This is a genomic window from Corynebacterium sp. ZY180755 (assembly GCF_054331495.1).
In genome coordinates this window covers 631,931-652,035 of sequence record NZ_CM135811.1, presented here as the reverse complement: position 1 = coordinate 652,035, position 20,105 = coordinate 631,931, and the positions used below count along the sequence as shown (strand labels likewise).

Annotated in this window: 17 protein-coding genes and 1 pseudogene; 4 read left to right on the top strand and 14 right to left on the bottom strand. The window is 56.5% G+C overall.

Annotated elements, in window-relative coordinates; translation table 11 throughout:
* Positions 1 to 8 precede the first annotated feature (8 nt).
* A complete protein-coding gene (gene ftsE / locus ACXM2N_RS02985) occupies positions 9 to 695 on the bottom strand; it encodes a cell division ATP-binding protein FtsE (RefSeq protein WP_458489872.1) in 687 nt (228 codons plus the stop codon).
* 273 nt (positions 696 to 968) lie between these two features.
* On the opposite strand from ftsE, the gene ACXM2N_RS02980 reads away from it, so the two are divergent.
* Positions 969 to 2,597: an AbgT family transporter gene (locus ACXM2N_RS02980; protein WP_458489870.1), complete on the top strand. Its 1,629-nt coding sequence runs from the start codon at positions 969 to 971 to the stop codon at positions 2,595 to 2,597.
* A gap of 714 nt (positions 2,598 to 3,311) precedes the next feature.
* Here the strand turns inward: ACXM2N_RS02980 and prfB are convergent.
* Positions 3,312 to 4,418, bottom strand: a complete 1,107-nt coding sequence (gene prfB / locus ACXM2N_RS02975) for a peptide chain release factor 2 (protein ID WP_458489868.1) — start codon at positions 4,416 to 4,418, stop codon at positions 3,312 to 3,314.
* Positions 4,419 to 4,589: 171 nt separating this feature from the next.
* Between prfB and ACXM2N_RS02970 the strand changes: the two genes are divergently transcribed.
* Complete coding sequence (locus tag ACXM2N_RS02970) at positions 4,590 to 5,459, top strand: inositol monophosphatase family protein (RefSeq protein WP_458489866.1); 870 nt, start codon at positions 4,590 to 4,592, stop codon at positions 5,457 to 5,459.
* 10 nt (positions 5,460 to 5,469) lie between these two features.
* The gene (gene hisN / locus ACXM2N_RS02965) at positions 5,470 to 6,252 is read left to right on the top strand and encodes a histidinol-phosphatase (RefSeq protein ID WP_458489864.1); all 783 of its coding nucleotides are present in this window, start codon (positions 5,470 to 5,472) and stop codon (positions 6,250 to 6,252) included.
* 70 nt (positions 6,253 to 6,322) lie between these two features.
* Here the strand turns inward: hisN and fumC are convergent, their stop codons facing one another.
* From fumC to feoB, 3 genes are all read right to left on the bottom strand, one after another.
* Entirely contained in the window at positions 6,323 to 7,732 is a 1,410-nt protein-coding gene (gene fumC, locus ACXM2N_RS02960; RefSeq protein WP_458489862.1) for a class II fumarate hydratase, read from the bottom strand.
* A gap of 149 nt (positions 7,733 to 7,881) precedes the next feature.
* Positions 7,882 to 8,139, bottom strand: coding sequence for a hypothetical protein (locus ACXM2N_RS02955; protein ID WP_458489860.1), 258 nt, complete (start codon positions 8,137 to 8,139; stop codon positions 7,882 to 7,884).
* A gap of 4 nt (positions 8,140 to 8,143) precedes the next feature.
* Positions 8,144 to 9,943: a ferrous iron transport protein B gene (gene feoB / locus ACXM2N_RS02950; RefSeq protein WP_458489858.1), complete on the bottom strand. Its 1,800-nt coding sequence runs from the start codon at positions 9,941 to 9,943 to the stop codon at positions 8,144 to 8,146.
* 127 nt (positions 9,944 to 10,070) lie between these two features.
* On the opposite strand from feoB, the gene ACXM2N_RS02945 reads away from it, so the two are divergent.
* The gene (locus tag ACXM2N_RS02945; protein WP_458488790.1) at positions 10,071 to 11,315 is read left to right on the top strand and encodes an IS256 family transposase; all 1,245 of its coding nucleotides are present in this window, start codon (positions 10,071 to 10,073) and stop codon (positions 11,313 to 11,315) included.
* Positions 11,316 to 11,415: 100 nt separating this feature from the next.
* Here ACXM2N_RS02945 and ACXM2N_RS02940 read toward each other — a convergent pair.
* From ACXM2N_RS02940 to ACXM2N_RS02900, 9 genes and pseudogenes are all read right to left on the bottom strand, one after another.
* Positions 11,416 to 11,517 (bottom strand): annotated as a pseudogene (locus ACXM2N_RS02940) (GTPase domain-containing protein); the annotation flags it as partial.
* A gap of 41 nt (positions 11,518 to 11,558) precedes the next feature.
* Complete coding sequence (locus tag ACXM2N_RS02935) at positions 11,559 to 11,828, bottom strand: FeoA family protein (protein WP_458489856.1); 270 nt, start codon at positions 11,826 to 11,828, stop codon at positions 11,559 to 11,561.
* A 231-nt stretch (positions 11,829 to 12,059) separates the two neighbouring features.
* Positions 12,060 to 13,235, bottom strand: coding sequence for a hypothetical protein (locus ACXM2N_RS02930; protein WP_458489854.1), 1,176 nt, complete (start codon positions 13,233 to 13,235; stop codon positions 12,060 to 12,062).
* Positions 13,236 to 13,509: 274 nt separating this feature from the next.
* Positions 13,510 to 13,878 carry a biotin/lipoyl-containing protein gene (locus tag ACXM2N_RS02925; RefSeq protein ID WP_458489852.1) on the bottom strand — a complete coding sequence of 123 codons (369 nt, stop codon included), beginning with the start codon at positions 13,876 to 13,878 and terminating at the stop codon, positions 13,510 to 13,512.
* A 22-nt stretch (positions 13,879 to 13,900) separates the two neighbouring features.
* A complete protein-coding gene (locus tag ACXM2N_RS02920; RefSeq protein WP_458489850.1) occupies positions 13,901 to 14,158 on the bottom strand; it encodes a hypothetical protein in 258 nt (85 codons plus the stop codon).
* 12 nt (positions 14,159 to 14,170) lie between these two features.
* Entirely contained in the window at positions 14,171 to 15,727 is a 1,557-nt protein-coding gene (locus ACXM2N_RS02915) for an acyl-CoA carboxylase subunit beta (RefSeq protein ID WP_458489848.1), read from the bottom strand.
* 10 nt (positions 15,728 to 15,737) lie between these two features.
* A complete protein-coding gene (locus ACXM2N_RS02910; RefSeq protein ID WP_458489846.1) occupies positions 15,738 to 17,222 on the bottom strand; it encodes a methylmalonyl-CoA carboxytransferase subunit 5S in 1,485 nt (494 codons plus the stop codon).
* Positions 17,223 to 17,592: 370 nt separating this feature from the next.
* Positions 17,593 to 18,990, bottom strand: coding sequence for a formylglycine-generating enzyme family protein (locus ACXM2N_RS02905; RefSeq protein ID WP_458489844.1), 1,398 nt, complete (start codon positions 18,988 to 18,990; stop codon positions 17,593 to 17,595).
* Positions 18,991 to 19,861: 871 nt separating this feature from the next.
* Positions 19,862 to 20,098, bottom strand: a complete 237-nt coding sequence (locus ACXM2N_RS02900; protein WP_458489842.1) for a hypothetical protein — start codon at positions 20,096 to 20,098, stop codon at positions 19,862 to 19,864.
* Positions 20,099 to 20,105 lie beyond the last annotated feature (7 nt).

Genomic DNA, 20,105 nt, shown 5'->3' with positions numbered 1-20,105 from the left:
CTTCTTTCTTAGGACTCACCGTAGACGCCGTGGGCATCATCACGGACGAGCTTTCCGAGCGACAGTTCGATCACACGCTTGCGCATGTCGTTGACCGTGCGCGCGTTGTGGGTACTCATGATCACCGTGGTGCCACCACGGTTGATCTGGCGGATGAGGTTCATGATGTCGTTGCTGGTTTCTGGATCCAGGTTGCCGGTGGGTTCGTCGGCAAGCAGAAGCAGCGGGCGGTTAACGGTGGCGCGGGCGATGGCCACGCGCTGCTGCTCGCCACCGGAGAGTTCGGCGGGCATGCGATCCGCCTTGGCTGCAAGTCCCACCATCTCCAGCGTTTCTGGCACCATCTTGGCGATCTTATCCTTGCGGGTACCAATCACCTCGAGGGCGAAAGCCACGTTGTCGTACACGCTCTTTTGCTGCAGCAGACGGAAGTCTTGGAAGACATAGCCGATGCGCTGGCGCAGGCGATTGATGTCTTTGCCACGGAGCTTGTTCACGTGGAAATCCGACAAGTGAATGTCACCGCTGGTCACGTTGGTTTCGCGGATCATCAGCTGTAGGAACGTGGACTTGCCGGAGCCAGATGGGCCGATCAAGAAGACGAACTCGCCCTTATCAATGGACAGGCTGATGTTGTCCAACGCAGGCCTGGTTGAGGTTTTGTAGGTTTTGGTGACGTTGTCGAAAGTAATCACAGGCGTAGCTTACCCAAACTTAAGTGACAAAAGAAACACATGTGACTGATGAAATGGTTTCCACACCCAGCAGGTGGAGTAATTTGCTCCGCTTTACATCACCCTCACTTGATTACAAAGGCGCAACAATTCACCCGCCCAAGCTCTCCTGACATGCGTAAGACACACCAGTCTTGTTAGCGTGGTCAAGTTCGCGCCGTACTGTGGCGCAGGCAACAAGGGCACAAAAGTCCCCTGTATTAAATGAAACGTGTAAGAAAATAAGGGGCTTTTATGAGTTCTCAAACCGAAAACGCGCCAGAGAGGGCGGGCGATCCGGCATCACATCCGGCCGAGCCGCAGGCTGAGCCGCAGAAGGCGACCGGCTTCCTCGGGGCAGTTGAGCGCGTGGGCAACAAGCTGCCGGACCCATTTTGGTTATTCGTCATCCTAGCTGGCGTTGTGGCCGTCTCCTCGTGGATCGGCAACCGCGTGGGCATGTCCGCGACTGACCCGGCCACCGGTGAAACCATCAAGGTCACCAACCTCCTTTCCTCCGAAGGTATCTCACGGATGGTCACGGAGGCCGTAACCAACTTCACCAGCTTCCCTCCGCTCGGCGTCATCATCATCGTGATGCTCGGCGTGGCCGTGGCCGAATACTCAGGCCTCATCTCCGCACTGGTACGCGCTATGGTGTCCCGCGTGGGGCCACGCATGCTCACCTTCGCGGTAGCGCTGGCCGGCGTCACCGGCTCCATCGCCTCCGACGCCGTCTATGTCATCCTGATCCCGCTGGGCGCCATGGCTTTCCACGCCGTGGGCCGCTCCCCGATTGTGGGCGCTATGGTGGCATTCGCCGCATCCTCCGCAGGCTTTAACGCTTCCTTGGTTCCTAACATCACTGACGTCCTTTTGGGTGGCATCTCCACCTCCGCGGCTCAGATTGTGGAGGAAAGCTACGAGGTCAACCCGTTGGCCAACTACTTCTTTGTGATACCTTCCTCCATCGTGCTGGCACTGATCATCACCGTGGTCACGGAGTTCTTCATCAATAAGAAGGTTAAGCAGCTAGTCAACCACGATGAGATCGAAACCGAATCTCTGCAGCTTTCCGACGACCCAGACGAGCACCCTGAAGAAGCGCTCAAGGTCAAGCCGGAGGAATCCAAGGCACTGGTGGCAACTGGCGTTGCCACCGTCATCTTCCTCGCTGCATACTTCGCGCTACTGCTTCTCCCAGCTTCCCCGCTGGCACACGAAGACGGCGCAATGGAGTCCCCACTGATCCGATCCGTAGCCGTACCGATCGCCCTGATGTTTTTCGTGCTCGGCACTGTCTACGGCGTAGTCGTGGGCTCCATCACTAAGGCGTCTGACATCCCAGAGTTCATGGCCAAGGGCCTCAAGACCATGATCCCAATGCTGGTCCTGTTCTTTGCCGTATCCCAGTTCATCGCTTGGTTCAACTGGTCCAACATTGGGCAGTGGACGTCCATTAAGGGCTCCGAGCTCCTGCAGAAGTGGGACCTACCAATCCTGGTTACCTTCTTGGGCTTCGTGATCATGGTGGCCGTGCTCAACCTCCTGATCACCTCCGGGTCTGCCCAGTACGCTCTGATGGCGCCGGTGGTTGTTCCAATGATGATGTACATCGGTGTCTCCCCTGAAGTCACCCAGATGTTGTTCCGTATCGGCGACAGCCCCACCAACATCATCACCCCCATGAGCCCGTACTTCGCGCTCGCGCTGACCTTCCTGCAGCGCTACTACAAGAAGGCCGGCATTGGCACACTCATGTCCATGGCCCTCCCGTACTCCCTGGCGATGATAGCCGGCTGGTTCATCTTCTTCGTCATCTGGTACCTGATCGGCCTGCCACTCGGCCCAGGCACCCCAATGGATTACCAGCTGCCGCAATAAACGCTCCGCCATCCTAAGAATCTGTGGATAACCTTCGCCCTCGGCCTAGAGCTATCCACAGATTCTCGCGTTTCATAGCTTTCCCCTCGACGCGCCCGAAAACGACTTATAACGTGAGGTGCATGACAACTCTTTTCTCCAGACTCCGTGCACTAGAGCGCTGCGGAACCAAATTTCTTCACGGTCCTAGACGTGAGTGTCTTTCTTCGAGGTCTCGCGCACGAGACTGATGACAGTTGTTAAAACCACAGCAGCAATGATGCTAATGGAAACTGCGGGGGCTGCTTCAAAACCGGCTAGGGTTGTTACCGTGTATACCACCGCGCCTATCAGGAGCGACAGAATAAGAGTCCTCAGGTACTTTCCCACAGCATCTCCTGTCTTTTTTTCGTTTGCACCCTAACGCTAGCTGCCAGTATTACACCCGTCAATGAATCAAAAACACTCAAAAGATATCTTCAAAAAAGAGGTCTTAAGTCCCCTGCCTTAGGGTAGCCAAATGCAATAAAAATCCGTACCTCGCGCACTACGTTCCCCTCAATCGCGTGTTCGTTGGGCCGTGGCCGGGGGCTAAACCACAAATGAACACTCACCCGCGGGCGATGTTAGGGCTGATGCACAAGCTCCAAGGGGAACGCCCCATCGCCTACTAAGGCGCTCACGTACAAAGAAGCCGCTGGACGGCGTGGTCCAGCGGCTAAAAGGGCTGCCTCGTTAGTTCTCCGAGCTTTGCTCCGCCATGCGCCAGCGGATGCCTTCTTCTAGGAACTTGTCAATGTCACCGTCAAGCACCTTGGTCGGATCATTGACTTCATAGTTGGTACGTAGATCCTTGACCATTTGGTAAGGGTGCAGGACGTAGGATCGCATCTGGTTGCCCCAGGATGCGTTACCTCCAGCGCCAAGTGCATCCAGTTCGGCGCGCTCTTCCTGCCGCTTGCGCTCAAGCAGCTTTGCCTGAAGCACGCGCATGGCAGATGCCTTGTTCTGGATCTGGGATTTCTCGTTCTGGCAGGTCACCACAATGCCGGTTGGGATGTGGGTCAGGCGGACAGCGGAGTCCGTTGTGTTCACAGACTGGCCGCCTGGACCGGAAGAACGGTAGACGTCCACGCGGACCTCAGAGTCTGGGATATCAATGTGGTCGGTCTGCTCCACCACCGGCAGGACCTCAACCTCAGCAAAGGAGGTCTGGCGACGGCCTTGGTTATCGAAAGGAGAAATGCGGACAAGGCGGTGTGCGCCCTGCTCCACGGACAACGTACCGTACATGTAGTCACCGTGAACGACAAAGGTGGCAGACTTAATGCCAGCCTCTTCGGCATAGGAGATATCGTAAATATCGACCTTGTAGCCCTTCTTCTCCGCCCAGCGGGTGTACATGCGCATCAGCATCTCAGCCCAGTCAGCGGCTTCGACACCGCCGGCGCCGGAGCGAATGTTAATCACTGCCTCACGGTCGTCATAATCACCAGAGAGCATGGTGGTTACCTCGAGGGATTCAATGGCCTCAGTGAGGTCAGCGAGTTCCTCATCGGCCAGATCTGTGTCTTCACCCTCCTCTTCCGCAAGCTCATACATGACCGGCATGTCCTCAATGCGCTGGCGCAGAGCATTAAGCTTTTTCAGCTTCGCCTGCACACCGGACAATTCCGTGGTGACCTGTTGAGCATGGTCGGGATCATCCCACAGGGACGGATCCGCCGCCTGCTGCTCGAGCTCGCGCACACGGGCCGCCATTTCCTCAGGGTCCATGACCTTCTCAATGGTGGTGAGTGTGGTGTCGAGCTTATCTAGTGCAGCTGAGATTTCCGGTCGCATAAGCCACGATTCTACAGCGAAGAGGGTCAGCTATTAAAAGCCAACGCCCTCTTTCGCACCTCGAGCCCCTCACCTAACCCACCTGCTGGCCCTCCTCAGCTCAGCATTGCCCACATACCCAAGGACAAAGAGCATGGCTCAAGATGAGAAAGCGAGCCGCGATGTTGCACAATGGAATACATGAGTTCTTCCAATGAATCCCACGTACCTTCCAGCTTGAATGACATGATCGCTACCATCGCCAAAACATTTGCGGTGGCGCATGAAAAAGACTCAGACGAGCACCTCGCCCAAGCGCTGGTGTACAACGCTGGCCGCTTAGCGTGGCGCATGCGCGAACAGGGCGTTGAGGTAGATCAGAAGACCTCCGTATCAGACGTAGTCACGGACGCAGACCGCGCGGCCGAGCAGTTCGTCTCCACCGTGCTAGAGCTAGTACGCCCCGAGGACGGCGTACTGGGAGAGGAAGGCACACAGCGCGAATCCTCCTCCGGCCGCACATGGGTAGTGGATCCAGTGGACGGCACCTACAACTTCACATCTGGCTCTGACTACTGGTGCTCCGCCGTGGCGTTAGTGGAGGGTGACCCAGAGGATCCATCGAAGCTTGTGTTCGGGGCGGTTCACCGCCCCGCCATGGGTTACACCTGGTTCGGTGGCCCTGGAATTGCCACCACCCGCGACGGCAAGCGCGTGGCCCCGCTGGCGGATGCTCCTGCCTCCGTCGTAAGCCTGGGCACCTATATCCACCCCACCTTTCTCGCCGAGGCAGGGCCACGCGACGCGTGGCTGAAGGTATCCACCATCGTCGCTACCATCCGAATGCTCGGCTCAGCCAGCGTGGACCTAGGTGGCGTCGCCGACGGTTCCTTGGGCGCGTGGACCCAGCACTCCGTCGCCGCGTGGGATTGGCTGCCAGGCCGTGCACTCGTCGAGGGCGCTGGCGGGGTGTGCCAGAAGGTAGAGTCCGGTGGCAAGACCTGGTGCGTGGCCGGAAACTCGCAGACCGTTTCTGAGATCGTGTCCGCATTCACCGCATAGGATTGCTGTTATGTCTTTTGCTGATGATCTCGCCTTTGCCTTGCAGCTGGCCGATGCCGCCGACAAGCTGACGCTGTCCCGTTTCGAAGCCTCAGACTTGTCTGTGGACTCCAAACCAGATATGACCCCAGTCTCCGATGCCGACATCGAGTGCGAGCGGATGCTTCGCAGCCGTATAGAAAGCGAACGTCCCGATGATGCCATCCTCGGTGAGGAATTCGGGGGCGACGCCGTATTGGAAGGCCGCCAGTGGATTATTGACCCCATCGACGGCACCAAAAACTACGTCCGCGGCGTGCCCGTGTGGGCAACACTGATCGCACTGCTCGACGATGGTAAGCCTGTGGTGGGCGTGGTCTCAGCCCCTGGGCTCGCACGTCGCTGGTGGGCATCCAAGGGTGACGGAGCGTACAAGTCATTCAAGGGCGGAGCAGCACAAAAGATCTCCGTCTCTGGCGTGACCGAGCTAGAGGACGCGTCAGTCTCATTCTCATCCTTGGACGGCTGGCGTGAGCGTAACCTAGGCGATAACTTCATCAAGCTTTCCGACATCACCTGGCGCCTGCGCGGTTTCGGTGACTTCTTCTCCTACTGCCTCGTCGCCGAAGGAGCCGTGGACATCGCCGCAGAGCCGGAGGTATCACTTTGGGATCTGGCCCCACTGGCCATCCTGGTGGAAGAGGCCGGCGGTCGCTTCACGTCCCTGGCCGGTGTAGACGGGCCCCACGGCGGGGATGCCCTCGCCACCAACGGCCTGCTGCATGATGAGGTACGCGCGCTACTGACCACCTAGTACCGACATAAACTAAGCGTGCCCCGCATTGCGCGGGGCACGCTTAGTTGTTGTAAAGGCCTAGTGAGAATTAATCCTCAGCAGCAGAAGGCTGGCACATGTCAGCAGGAACAACCCACTTGTCGAACTCTTCCTCAGTGAGGAACTCGAGCTCAAGAGCAGACTCCTTCAGGGACAGACCCTTCTTGTGAGCATTCTTGGCAATCTTGGAAGCCTTGTCGTAACCAATGTGGCGGTTCAGCGCAGTGACCTGCATGAGGTTAGTACCAAGATTCTGCTCGATCTTCTCGAGGTTAGGCTCGATGCCGTATGCACAGTTCTCGTCGAAGGAAACACAGGTGTCACCCAGCAGCTGGATGGACTCCAAGATTGCCCACGCCATAACTGGCTTGTAAACGTTGAGCTGGAAGTTACCCTGAGAACCGGCAAAACCGACGGTAGCGTTGTTACCGAATACCTTGGTTGCAACCATGGTCATAGCCTCACACTGGGTTGGGTTGACCTTACCCGGCATGATGGAGGAACCTGGCTCGTTTTCTGGGATGATGAGCTCGCCAATGCCGTTACGTGGGCCGGAAGCGTACCAGCGGACGTCGTTAGCGATCTTCATCAGAGCGTCAGACAGAACGGTCAAAGCGCCGGAAACAAGCACCAGTGCGTCATGTGCACCCAGAGCTGCGAACAGATTGTCCGCCTGCTTGAACTCGATGCCGGTTTCCTCAGAGATCTTCTGTGCACACAGTGCGCCAAACTCTGGGTGGGCATTCAAACCGGTGCCCACAGCGGTACCGCCAATTGCGAGCTCGCGAGCGCGGGAGTCAGCGTACTCGATGCCCTCGAGAGCGAAGTCGATCTGAGCTACCCATGACTCAAATACCTGGGACAGGCGAACAGGGGTCGCGTCCTGCAGGTGGGTACGGCCAACCATGATGACATCGTGGTACTGCTCAGCCTTCTTAGCAAAGGTGTCACGCAGCTGGCGAACACGTGGGTACATGTTCTGCAGCTCTTGGACAACGGCAATGTGCATTGCGGTTGGGAAGGTGTCGTTAGAGGACTGGCCACGGTTGACGTGGTCATTAGGGTGAACAGGAGACTTGGAGCCCATCTCTCCACCAGCGATCTCGATTGCGCGGTTGGAGATAACCTCGTTGACGTTCATGTTGGACTGGGTGCCAGAACCAGTCTGGAAAACAACCAATGGGAAGTGATCATCAAGCTCACCAGCGATGACCTGGTCACCAGCCTGAACGATCAGATCAGCGATGTCCTGTGGCAGCTCGCCCAGCTCAGCATTAGCCAGAGCTGCGGACTTCTTCAGGGTACCCAGTGCCTTAACCATTGGGCGGCCCCAAACAAAGGTCTCGCGACCAATGTTGAAGTTGTGCAGGGAACGCTCAGTCTGAGCACCCCAGTAGCGGTCATTAGCTACCTTAACTTCGCCCATGGAGTCGGTTTCAATGCGGGTATTTTCAGTCACGTTTTTTCCTTCACGTAGACAACAAGGTTCAACCCCTAATCATACCGCCACTACCCCATGGTCAGGAACACTTTTGTCACCTAAAACCACAACCCAAGAAAACGCCACGTGGGCAACCCCCTAAAGGGGTTGCCCACAATTAAAAGAAGTCACTCGTGCACGTGACGGGGCACGGATAACGTCAGTAGAACAGCAGAGCCACACGTATTATTCACGGGGCAACCACTACATTCTTTGCCGCTCAGGCAAGCGTTCGCCGGTGACTCATGCCCCAGGGCACCGGAGGCCTTCAATGCGTGAATGACGGTCTGCACCAGCTGCTCACGTAAACCGGTATCGCGCGAGATGTCATGAATGTTGTTGTTTCCACGTTGGATGGATTCCAGCACCGCAGTTGCAGGCTTCATCTCTTTACCACCAAATCTTCACCACATTGAACACCGCGACCGCCAGCACCCACGCCCCTGCAAACTGCAGGCCAAGCCCCATGAGCGTCCATTTCCAGCCGATCTCCCGTCGCTGAGTTGCCAGCGTGGCCACACACGGAGTGTAGGCCAGCAGGAAAATCATGAACGCCCAAATTGCTGCGATGCTGTGGCCACCAGAGGCCTGATCGAAGTCCTGTGAGATGGCGTGCGCTAAGCTCGAGCGACCTTGCTCCTCCACCGAAGCATCGGATGGATCCTCCAAGGCGTAAGTCTGCGCCCACGTGGAAATCACTGCCTCCTTGGCAATGAAACCGGTCACCAACGCTCCAGACAGCGACCACGACCCAAAGCCAGCGGGTTCGAATATCGGTGAGATCGCATCACTTACCACGCCATAGGCAGAATCCTGGACCGACAGTGTTTCAGAGCCAAAGGGCTCCTCCTCTACCACCGGAGTAGATTGCAGCACGAACACCGCAGCCACACAGACAACAATGATGGATCCAGCCGTTTTCAGGAATGACTTCAGCCTATTCCACGCAACAATACCCACCAGCCGAAAACCAGGAATCTGATACACCGGCAGGTCAATTACCAACGGTTCGTTGCCCACTCTGCGCCATAAGGTGGAACGAAGCGCAAATCCAAAACCCATCATTAACACTATGGACAGAACGTACATAGCAAATACCACGGACCCCACGTGGTCAGGAAAGAAAGTGGAAGCTAGCATGGCGTACACGGTGAGCCGAGCGGAACACGAAGCAAACGGGATCAGCAGCGCTGTCAGAATACGGTGTTCCGGCCTGCCCAGAACACGGGTAGCTGAAATTGCCGGAACGTTACATCCGAACCCCACAATGATGGGGATGAACGCCTTACCGGGCAAACCAATCAGCTTCATGAGCCGATCCGTAACTACCGCAGCGCGCGCCATGTAACCGGAATCCTCCAGCACCGCCAAGCACACAAACATCAGTGCCATCAACGGCGCAAAGCTGACCACCGCCCCCACACCGGGCACGAGACCGTTGAGCACAAAACCACGTACCACATTGTTACTAATGCCAAGCGCATTCAGAACCCACGTGAGCCCATCCGCCACTGGCCCCTCAATTAAGGCTGCGCATATATCCTGCAAAGGACCAGCCACCGTCGTGGTGATCTGAAAAACTAGCCACATCACAGCCATGAACAACAGCGGTCCAAACAGCGGATGCAGAGCAACCCGATCAAATCGCTCAGTAAACGTGCGCGGGGCATCAGGAGCCGTTGTCAGTGCCTTACTGGTGGCATTCTCAATCCACCCGAAACGATCATCCAATACATCTTCATCGGGATTAGTCATACGGGTGCGCGGCTCTTGGTGGAGCACCTGATCAAGGGCCTGGGCTACCTGCTCCACTCCGCGCCGCTGGCGCGGGTTCACCGCAACGACGGGGGTTTGAAGTTGCGAGGCGAGCGTGGGGACGTCGATAAGCATGCCATGGGATTGTGCAACATCCAGCTTGGTCAACACCACAACCGCTCGATGCGGAGTTTCCAGCAGCTGAGCCAAGATGTAGAGCCCGCGATCCATGCTTACTGCATCCACCACCACAATCACCGCATCCGGGCGATCTTCCGGCGCGGCATCAATGATCATGTCGCGCGTAAACTCCTCGTCCGGCGTGACTGGGTCGAAAGAATAGGCACCAGGGAAATCGATCAGATCATACGTGGCAGCAGGGGTTTTCCACTGACCACGCGAAATCTCCACCGACGTCCCAGGCCAATTGCCCATCGGTTGCGTCCGCTAGCGTGGTGTATCTGTAGCCCGCGGTAGGCCTTGTGCCGGTGCACAATGAGGCGACCATCGCGGGTACCTTTCGAATCAACTCTTACCTATCCTCGAAAGGAAGTACCCTGCGATGGCCGCTGACCCCAATCATATCGATCCGACCGCGTATGTCGAAGAGCTACTGACTCAAGCATCCCCAGACCTGATGCGCCAAATGCTCACTGACTTCATCAACCAGATTCTCTCCGCCCAGGCAGACACCGTCTGCGGGGCAGATTATGCAACAGTGTCGCCGGATCGTACAAACACCCGCAATGGTTACCGTCACCGACAGCTAGATACCCGCGTCGGCAGTATTGATGTGGCAATCCCGAAGCTACGCACCGGCTCATTTTTCCCCGACTGGCTGCTAGAGCGCCGCAGCCGCACCGAACGCGCCCTGACCACAGTTATCGCCACCTGCTACCTCAAGGGGGTCTCCACCCGCAGGATGAACGACCTAGTCGCCACACTCGGTATCAACAACCTATCGAAATCACAGGTCAGCGAGATGGCCAAAGAGCTTGACACGATGGTCGAACAATTCCGTACCAGACCATTGGACCAGGGCCCGTATTACTACCTCTCCTGTGACGCGTTGACGATGAAAGTGCGGGAAGGCGGCCGAGTCGTCAAAGCCAGCGTGCTACTGGCCACAGGTGTCAACGCTGACGGCTACCGCGAACTGCTTGGCATGCAGGTTGCTACAGCGGAATCTACCGCGTCGTGGACGGGTTTCTTCCGCGACCTCATCGCCCGTGGCCTCACCGGGGTATTCCTGGTCACCAGCGATGCCCATCTTGGTATTCAAGCAGCCGTGGGTGATTGCCTGCCGCAGGCTAGTTGGCAGCGGTGCCGCACCCACTTCGCGAAGAACCTATCAACCCAGGTACCGAAGACCCAGTGGCCGACCCTATCAGCAATGTTTCACACGATCTTCCAGCAACCCGATGCCACCAACGTGTGGGTCCAGGCCAGGGATGTGGTGGAGTTCTGCCAGCACAAATTCCCGAACGTGGCAGACTACCTCGAGGAGTGTCTCGACGAGCTGTTGGCGTTTACCGCTGCGCCGAAAGCGGTGTGGAGCAAAATCTGGTCAAATAACCCCACTGAACGGCTCAATAGAGAGATCCGCCGGCGTAGCGATGTCGTAGGAATCTTCCCAAACCGAGACGCTGTAGTGCGCCTTGTTGGGGCGGTTTTGGCCGAACAGCACGATGACTGGATCCAACAGAAACGTTATATGTCACTGGCCAGCCTGACACAGACCAAAGAGATCATCGCCGCTGGGGTCATCGACGAGGACCGCGACAACAACCAGGAAAACGCCGCGTGAATACCCTCACCCCCCATCCCCGAGACGGCCCCTAAACCACCGCCATGAAACTAACCCCAGATTCGAAATACAGATACACCACTACCCAGGACTTGACCTTGCCCATCTGCACGCTTGCCCCAGTCAATGCGTTAAACAGAGTGGATTTACCCGAGTTGGGAGCACCGATCACACCCACAACAGGCGAACCCTGCGGGGCAATTCGAAGCCCGCCATCATCGCACTTACAGGACAAATCACCCACTACTGATCAACCTTCACAGCCATACACTCTGCAGTCTTCCTATCCACCGCATAACGCGTGGCACCACACTTGATCACCACGGCACCCGCAGAAGACTTCTGCACCACCTGAAAAACACACCCCTTACGCAGCCCAAGCTCAGCGAGCCTGCGCCTATGAGACGGATCTAGACAATCATGTAGATCCGCGAGCACACAGGCACAATTCGCCTCCACCGCGGTGAGCTGAACATGTTTCTCGGTTGCCGCGCAGGCAGTTTGGATGTCCATAGCACGCCTTTCGATGCGCAACTAAAATTCCCTACAAGGCTCAAGCTACGCCTGACCCCAAAGGAAGTAAAGGTTCCCTAACCTAATTCGGGCATGCGCAAGGCGTGGACAACGAAATGGCAGGTAGGGACTGCGTGATGATAGGCGCACCTTGGGTTTCATTCACTCATCCCAGCTATACCTGCCCACGAGAAAACCCTGTGCTCTTTAAGGAGCACAGGGTGAAAGCTTTTAGCGCTGGACCAGTTTCAATCCTTTGCCAACCCCGCCGCGAGCATCAATGTCAGCTAACACGGCATCCGCAGACACGGAGATGGTGGGCATGAACAGGTTCCCTTGCCATGGGCTGCGGCAGGAGAAGTTGTAGTTTGGAATAACACCACCGGAAATGATGCCCACCAGACGCCCCTGCTTGAGAACTGGACCGCCGGAATCGCCCTGTCCCGCACACAGCTGGGTCATCTGGGAGTTTTCATCAGTAAGCCACGTGATACCGCAGGATCGGCCGGTTGCCACACCGCGCTTACAGGACATCTCGCCTTCCTTGAGTGGCTTACCACCGAGCTGGTGTATAACCACACCGTTGTAGCTGTTTGTTACCTTGGCATTGGAGCCAAGCTCAATCACCGAGTAGTCAAGGTTCTCTCCGACAGCCACAACAGTCCCCGATGGTCCAACACGCCAGGAGTCAGCGGACGTCACACCCTCACCTACCTTGCCACAGTGGCCGGCGGTGATGGCAACCTTGTGGCCCTGCTCGTCGACACCGGTGGCGGCGATGGTGCACAGGTGCTCTTCACCAATGTAAACCGGCGTGCCCGGACCATAAAGGGAGTAGCCCTCGCGCTCAGCGTCAAGCGATTCCTGTGGAATATCCGGCTGGTTGAAGTAGCTACCTGGAACACGATGCAGGACTGGACCGAAGTGCTGAGCTGCAATCATGGATGGGATGTCATGGCGCCACTGGTAATTAGGCCCTTGGATAAGAGGAACGAAGTCTTCTCCAGTGCGCTTTTCCAAAAGGTCATCCTGCGTCAGAGTATCCCGCTCTGGCGCTTTGGTCTTTGGAGCCGAGGGAGCGGAAACCGGGGCCGGAGCAGAAACTGGCACAGACTCAATCTGCTTGGAAACCTCAGCCTGAACATGGGACACCACCGCGTCCACATCCTTACGTGCTTGCGCGACTGCGGCATGAACATCCCTGTTTGCCTGATCCACGGCAGTCTGGACATCCCTGTTGACTTTGTCCACGGCCGTCTTAACCTGTGCGGTTAAGGATTCCACCGTGATGACTGACGGCGAGACTTCGGAAGCGTTTGCCGCGGGTGCACTAGCGAAAATTCCCATCGCCACGGAAGCTGCTAGTGCGGAAGTAAACAGTGGTTTCAGGCGATATGAGATGCGCATAAAGTCTCTAGCCTCTCTGCGAAAAGTCGGTGGCGCATGGCGGAATGTTCTACATCTTGCCACTAAGTTTCCCTTTTCACATCATTCACACCCCCGTTGGGTGTAAACCCCTAAAACTGCTGTATAGGACAAGTTTTAACTAAACCCAGGCGAGTGGATTAAAAGCACACCACAACCGGCATTTCCCCTGTTTTCGCAACGATGAGTACCCACACAAAAGCCGCCCTGGCCCGTAGGAAAATATGGACCAAGACGGCTTTAAGTGTGGACGTGTTTAGTCGATGGTGATGAGGGCCTGGCCGCCCTGCACCGATTCGCCAACGTCAACGCGGATGCTGCCAACAGTTCCGGCTGCAGGGGCGGTGATTTCGGTTTCCATCTTCATGGCTTCCAAGATGAGCAGAACCTGACCTGCCTCGATCTGCTCACCTTCTTCCACCAAAATCTTGAACACGGAGCCTGCCAACGGCGCAACCACTGCGTTAGCGGATACACCCTGAACGGATGCGTTGGATGGCTCAGTGTGAGAGCTGGTGCCTGCGCTGCCGCCACCGAAGATAATCGGTGCCATGGTGCGCTTCTCTTCTTCGACCTCGACCTCGACAGAGTAGGCGATGCCGTTAACTGTCACGTTAAGTTTCATAGTTTGTGCCTTTACTTCTGTGTTAGCTTCTTCGGCCCTGCTGGACTTGCTGGCGTCCCTGCATTGCCCACGTGCGGTGACGTGAGTAGCGTACCGCCTTGATCTTGCCCCTATTGCCCAAGAACGCGGACACCGCAGCGGAGATGGCGATGATGACGTCCTCAGGAATGGAGGCATCAGAACGCTTGCGCAGCTCTGCGATCTCTGCCTCTGCCGCATCAAGGCGACCAGCAAGTTGCTCTACCAGTGCTTGGAGTTCCTGATTAGAAAGTTCACTCATGTCGTTTACCTCTTATACCGGGAACAGGCCATGCTTCTTGGCAGGACGAGTGACGCGCTTATTTGCCAGAACCTCGAGGGCATCCGCGATGTGCAGGCGGGTCTCGGCTGGGTCAATGATGTCATCGACCAGGCCACGGGATGCTGCCATGAATGGAGTAGAGAAAGTCTCCTTGTACTCGCGGATGAGTTCCTCACGCTTCGCCTCAGGGTCGTCTGCTTCGGCGATCTCCTTACGGAAGACCACGTTCACGGCACCCTCGGCACCCATGACGGCGATCTCTGCGGTTGGCCATGCAAACACACGGTCAGCGCCCAAGTCCTTGGAACACATAGCCAGGTGCGCACCACCGTAAGACTTACGGATTTCCACGGTGATCTTTGGAACAGTGGCGGTGGAGTAAGCGTAGAGCATCTTCGCACCGTGGCGGATGATGCCACCGTGCTCCTGCGCCACGCCTGGCATGAAGCCTGGGACGTCCACCAAAGTGATCAATGGGATGTTGAAAGCGTTACAGAAACGGATGAACTTGGCGCCCTTGTCAGAAGAGTTGATGTCGAGGACACCGCTCATGACGTTTGGCTGGTTGGCGATGATGCCCACGGTGCGACCAACAACGCGGCCGAAGCCAACTACCAAGTTGGTTGCGTAACCAGCCTGGACTTCCAGGAAGTCAGCGTGGTCCACGATGCGGGTGATCACGTCCCGAATGTCGTAGCCCTTCTTACCCTCTACTGGGACGATGTCACGCAGGGACTCGTCTGGCTCAACGACCTCATCAGGATCCACGATCGGTGGCTCCTCGGTATTGTTCTGTGGCAGGAAGCTCAGGAGCTTCTGGGCGATCAAAATCGCCTGCTCGTCATCTTCAGCGACGAAGTCAATGTTGCCAGCCTTGGCCATGTGTGCGTCTGGTCCGCCGAGCTGGTCGGCGGTGACGTCCTCACCGGTGACGGATTTGATCACGCCAGGGCCGGTGATGAACATGTTGGCCTTGCGGGTCTGGATGATGAAGTCCGTGAGCGCTGGTGAGTATGCAGCGCCACCAGCGCACGGGCCTGCGATGATGGAAATCTGAGGGACCAGACCAGACAGCTGAACGTTGCGGTAGAAGACTTTGCCGTAACCGGACAGGGAGTCAATACCCTCTTGTACTCGGGCTCCGCCCGAGTCATTAATAAAGATGAACGGGGTACCGGTGGTAGCGGATGCATCGAGCATCGCCGCAACCTTGTTGGACTGTGCCTCACCCGCGGAGCCACCCATGACGGTGAAGTCCTGGGAAGCGATGTGGACTGGGCGCCCATAAACGAAGCCGGAACCGGTGACCACGCCGTCGGCTGGGGCCTTTGCCTTGTCCATGCCGAAGTGGGTGGTGCGGTGCTTGGTGAACATTCCGGTTTCGTGGAAGGTGCCATCGTCGATAAGCGCGGCGATGCGCTCACGCGCGGTCATCTTTCCCTTGGCACGCTGCTTGTCTTGCTTGTCCTCACCGCCGCCGAGTTCTACCTCGCGGCGGGCTTCAGCCAGACGCTCTAGGCGCTCGGCCATTGTTGGATCTTGAGCCATTGTTTACTCCTTAGTCGTCTGCTGGTTCCACGTGGACAGTCTGGGAGCGACCACCAACGGTGACCTTGTAGGTAATTGGCTCCATTACTGCCTGGTTCTCTCGAGTCTTGAGCTTGGACGGATCCTTGCCCACGTTCTTTGGCCCCTCTGGGCGCGTCTTGAAGAAGCCCGGCGCAACGCCTGGGAACAGTGCGTTGGTCAGCACGTCCTCGTCGGTGCCGTCAAAGCCTTCCAATTCTGCCGCCTGGTTTGCCAAGCTCTCCCACTCAGGTTCCAGCAAGTCAGCTGGACGGACCGTAATCTGTTCCTTCTTGGTCTGCTCTGCAGCTCGCTTGATCAAGTCCTCATTGCGCTCGCCAATGCACTCGCCGTAGTAACCGAGCATGAGGTCTGCGAACTCAGCAGTCATGACCTTGTAGCGTCCCATCAGAACGTTGAACACAGCCTGGGTGCCCACAATCTGGGAGGATGGGGTCACTAGCGGTGGGTAACCGGCGTCCTTACGCACGCGTGGCACCTCAGCCATGACCTCATCGATTCGGTCGCCAGCACCCTGAGCATTGAGCTGAGACTCCATGTTGGAGAGCATTCCGCCTGGGATCTGAGACAGGAAGATGTTGGTATCAACCAGAGTCTTGGACTCGAATTCCTTGTACTTAGGGCGGATCTGCTTGAAGTGATCACGAATGTTGATCAGGCGTTCCATGTCCAGGTCAGTGGTGTACTCTGTGCCTTCGAGCATCTCAACGAGAGACTCGGTTGGGTTGTGGCCAGGGCCAAGAGACAGAGAAGAAATTGCCGTATCCACTACGTCAACACCGGCCTCGATAGCCTTCATCAGGGTCACTAGAGTTACACCGGTAGTGGAGTGCGCATGGAGATTGATCTGAGTATCCTCGCCGTAAGCCTCCTTGATACCGCGGACGATATCAAAAGCTGGCTGTGGCTTCAGCAGCGCCGCCATATCCTTAATGGCGATGGAGTCTGCACCCATGTCGAGAAGGCGACCAGCCTGCTCGATGTAGCCTTCCACAGTGTGTAGTGGGGAGACGGTGTAACAGATGGTGCCCTGCGCATGGCCACCCACCTTCTTCACCGCAGCCATGGCACGCTCCATGTTGCGAGGATCGTTCAGTGCGTCGAATACGCGGAAGACGTCCATGCCGTTTTCCTTGGACTTCTCCACAAACTTGTCCACCACCATGTCCTCGTAGTGGCGGTAGCCAAGCAGGTTCTGTCCGCGCAGCAGCATCTGCAACTTGGAATTAGGCATCAGCTTGCGGAAGGTGCGCAGGCGCTCCCATGGATCCTCGTTCAGGAAGCGGATGCAGGCGTCAAATGTTGCGCCGCCCCAGCACTCCACGGACCAGAATCCCGCGTTGTCAATATCCTCGCAGGCATCAACCATGTCTTCCATGGCCATACGAGTAGCGAACAGGGACTGGTGCGCGTCGCGCAGTGCGACTTCGGTCACTCCAATAGTTCTAGGGCTCATGTCTACCAATGTAGGCCTGATTGCCCGTTTCCGCACGTTTTGACCTCGGAATATGGCGGACAAACGCCCGAATCCACATAATCACAACAAGTCGGAAACACTTGGCTGGCACAAAGCTCCGCTTCCCCGCCCTGAACATGCAGCGTAAGCCAGTAATCAGACGTCAGTTTTCACACGAAACCTCAGGCATCGACTCCAGCACTAACTTTCTGTGAGATTGGTCAAAGACGGCTTCCGTTTTATTATTTTCCCGCCGATTCCACCGCTACTCAGCTAGTGTGAGCGCATCTTATTTACCTTCAGAAATCGGCACCCCTTGCCCTGACAAATCCTTCTCAGGGCAAGGGGTGCTCGGGATAGCTAGTTTAGGCTAGAGCTCACGAACCAAGCGGAATCCCCACATGGTGGAGTGGATGTAGTTGTTGTAGTAGGCCGAACGGTAGGCGATACGCAGGTTCTGCGGCATGTAATCCCACGCACCTCCGCGCAGCACAGGGAACGTGGACACACCAGCGGTGCGTGGTTGCTCATCCTTAGGACCAGATTCGAGGTTAGGCTCCCAGTAGTCAGACACCCACTCACGGGCATTGCCGGTCATATCGTACAGACCCCAAGGATTTGGCTTGTAGCTACCAACCTCAGCCGTGTACTCGGCGCCGTCATCCGCCTCCATGATTGGGGTAAACCCGTATCCAGTAGCTTTGTCAGTACGCTGATCATATCCTGCGGCATATTCAGCGCCGTCATCGACATCCTCACCCCAGAAGTAAGCACTATCTGTGCCCGCACGCGCTGCGTATTCCCACTCAGCTTCAGATGGCAGACGCCACGTCTGCCCAGTCTTAGCGCTGAGCCACTCAGCGAAAGCCTCGGCGTCAGCGCGAGAAACCTGCACTACTGGGTGCTTGTCCGAATCTTGCGGAATACCCGGTTCCTGCCACGTAACGCCCTCACGGTACATGGAGGATGTCGGTTCCGTGGACTCCGGCGGGTCAGGGAAACCAATTCCGTTCGCTGCGGTTACATAACCAGTCTCATCAACAAAGGCCGCGAACATTTCGCGTGTGACCTCAGTAGGCATAATTCCGAAGCGCTTATTGATGTTCACCTCATGCTTAGGTGCTTCCCAATCGCGGCGGTACTCATCCACATCGTGACGTTCCCACTCCGCTTCATCTCCACCCATATTGAAGGATCCTGTTGGCAGGACAGTGAAGTCCACATCGAACTCCCCAGCCTTGTCCGAGTAGGTGTCAAAATCAGTAAACTCCCCGCCGTTTGCCGACGCACCTTCCTGATCAACCCGCTCTACCCCATTTGTTGGCTTGTTCAGATTGTCTGGGTTTTCCACAGCAAAGGCGAGGCGGTCGCGCCACAGTTGCATATCCGCGCGGGTGTATCGATTCTCAAGCTGGGCAGGCCTGTCCTCTTGCTCAAAGTTGGCCTCCTCATCCAACATTGCTTGAGCCTGGTCCCGCAGAATAGTGGCGTCTAGCGCAAGCTGGGCATTGTCGCCACCTTCAGTTGCGGCAACCAACTTTTCAGCACCATCCAACACCCGCGTGTACACATCGCGGTAGTAGCCAGGTTCCCATTCGACATTAGCCTCGGCTTCCTCGAAAACGGCATTTAGCTCATCAATGATCGCCGCAGCATCCCCCTGGGCGTTACCAGCGGCCACGCTGGATTCAGCAGCAGCACCTGCCGGCTGCGCTGACTCATCCGTGTTCGCACACGCCACGAGCGTCAACGCCAAAGTAGCTGACACGAGGGTAGTTGAAAGTGTTCGAATTCGATTTCGCTGAGACAAGGTATCGACCTTCCTTGCTAGATTCTGGTGAACGTGGCCGGTCAGAAAAACAGCGCATACAACGACCACTTCCCCACGGTAGGAACCCTCCCACCCCCTGTCAATTAAAATTTGAATCTTGACAGGCGCCTAGAAACTTCCTCCGATCCTTTTCTCAGGAACACTATGAATCACCCCACGCCGCTTCTGGAAAAACCAACACACCTAAAACTCGTTGCTCCAAACCCGCCAAAAGCCAATCAAAGGCGGACGTGCCCTCATGTTTGACCGGCAGCTTAGCCCAACTCAGTTGGGGTGAGAAGAATGTCTTTCCACATGCTAAGCCATTCCACACAGCTCAAAACGTGATTCAGCAGCCCCCCCCTACGAGAAAAGGTCTCAGCTTTCAGACCACTAACAAAATGGCACACCCTAAAAACACATTGACGCACGAGCCGGTAACGGCGTGCACAGCAACGCATTCGGTGACAGTCACGGCACCATCGTCTGCCCTCTCAAGAAAACACATGGCCATTGCCAACATCTTTCGAAGCGCCCCCTCTTGAGCGAGATCTCAATCAGCGGGTGACGCGTCACATAACTCCCTACCAGTCACAACACCCACGCCTGATCCGTGGTTATCACCTGGATCATCCGCATCGCGAACCTCGCAGTGCCGGCATATTTAGACAGCTAAGCCGGTGAACTTGGGAAAACTGGCAAGGACCCCAGCCATCTCACCTAATCGACAACGATGGCGTTCACAGAGCACGTTCCAATGTGCGGAATTTGACCGCATCCCCAAATGTCCCTTAAGCCCGTGTCCCCTTATCAAGGATAACGCCCCTGTTTAAGGTGCTCCCATAAAGAAGGCAGCCATAAGTACTACGGCTATAGGCCATAGGACAGCCGCCGCTACGCCCCACGCTAATTTTTCATTGCGCAACCATGCGGCGCATCCCACAGCAATAGAGATAAACACCCACGGCCACGCAGAACCAAGCATGTTGAACGAACCGTAGGTCTGAATCGCAATAGATACGACAACCGCAATCCAGCCCAATACGAGCAGTATTCTTGAGATCATTGTCTAT

Bases quoted from the DNA above. Each gene is read 5' to 3' on its own strand.
- ACXM2N_RS02980 (WP_458489870.1), top strand. From the start codon at position 969: ATGAGTTCTCAAACCGAAAACGCGCCAGAGAGGGCGGGCGATCCGGCA.
- prfB (WP_458489868.1), bottom strand. From the start codon at position 4,418: ATGCGACCGGAAATCTCAGCTGCACTAGATAAGCTCGACACCACACTC.
- ACXM2N_RS02970 (WP_458489866.1), top strand. From the start codon at position 4,590: ATGGAATACATGAGTTCTTCCAATGAATCCCACGTACCTTCCAGCTTG.
- hisN (WP_458489864.1), top strand. From the start codon at position 5,470: ATGTCTTTTGCTGATGATCTCGCCTTTGCCTTGCAGCTGGCCGATGCC.
- ACXM2N_RS02955 (WP_458489860.1), bottom strand. From the start codon at position 8,139: ATGAAGCCTGCAACTGCGGTGCTGGAATCCATCCAACGTGGAAACAAC.
- feoB (WP_458489858.1), bottom strand. From the start codon at position 9,943: ATGGGCAATTGGCCTGGGACGTCGGTGGAGATTTCGCGTGGTCAGTGG.
- ACXM2N_RS02945 (WP_458488790.1), top strand. From the start codon at position 10,071: ATGGCCGCTGACCCCAATCATATCGATCCGACCGCGTATGTCGAAGAG.
- ACXM2N_RS02935 (WP_458489856.1), bottom strand. From the start codon at position 11,828: ATGGACATCCAAACTGCCTGCGCGGCAACCGAGAAACATGTTCAGCTC.
- ACXM2N_RS02930 (WP_458489854.1), bottom strand. From the start codon at position 13,235: ATGCGCATCTCATATCGCCTGAAACCACTGTTTACTTCCGCACTAGCA.
- ACXM2N_RS02925 (WP_458489852.1), bottom strand. From the start codon at position 13,878: ATGAAACTTAACGTGACAGTTAACGGCATCGCCTACTCTGTCGAGGTC.
- ACXM2N_RS02920 (WP_458489850.1), bottom strand. From the start codon at position 14,158: ATGAGTGAACTTTCTAATCAGGAACTCCAAGCACTGGTAGAGCAACTT.
- ACXM2N_RS02915 (WP_458489848.1), bottom strand. From the start codon at position 15,727: ATGGCTCAAGATCCAACAATGGCCGAGCGCCTAGAGCGTCTGGCTGAA.
- ACXM2N_RS02910 (WP_458489846.1), bottom strand. From the start codon at position 17,222: ATGAGCCCTAGAACTATTGGAGTGACCGAAGTCGCACTGCGCGACGCG.
- ACXM2N_RS02900 (WP_458489842.1), bottom strand. From the start codon at position 20,098: ATGATCTCAAGAATACTGCTCGTATTGGGCTGGATTGCGGTTGTCGTA.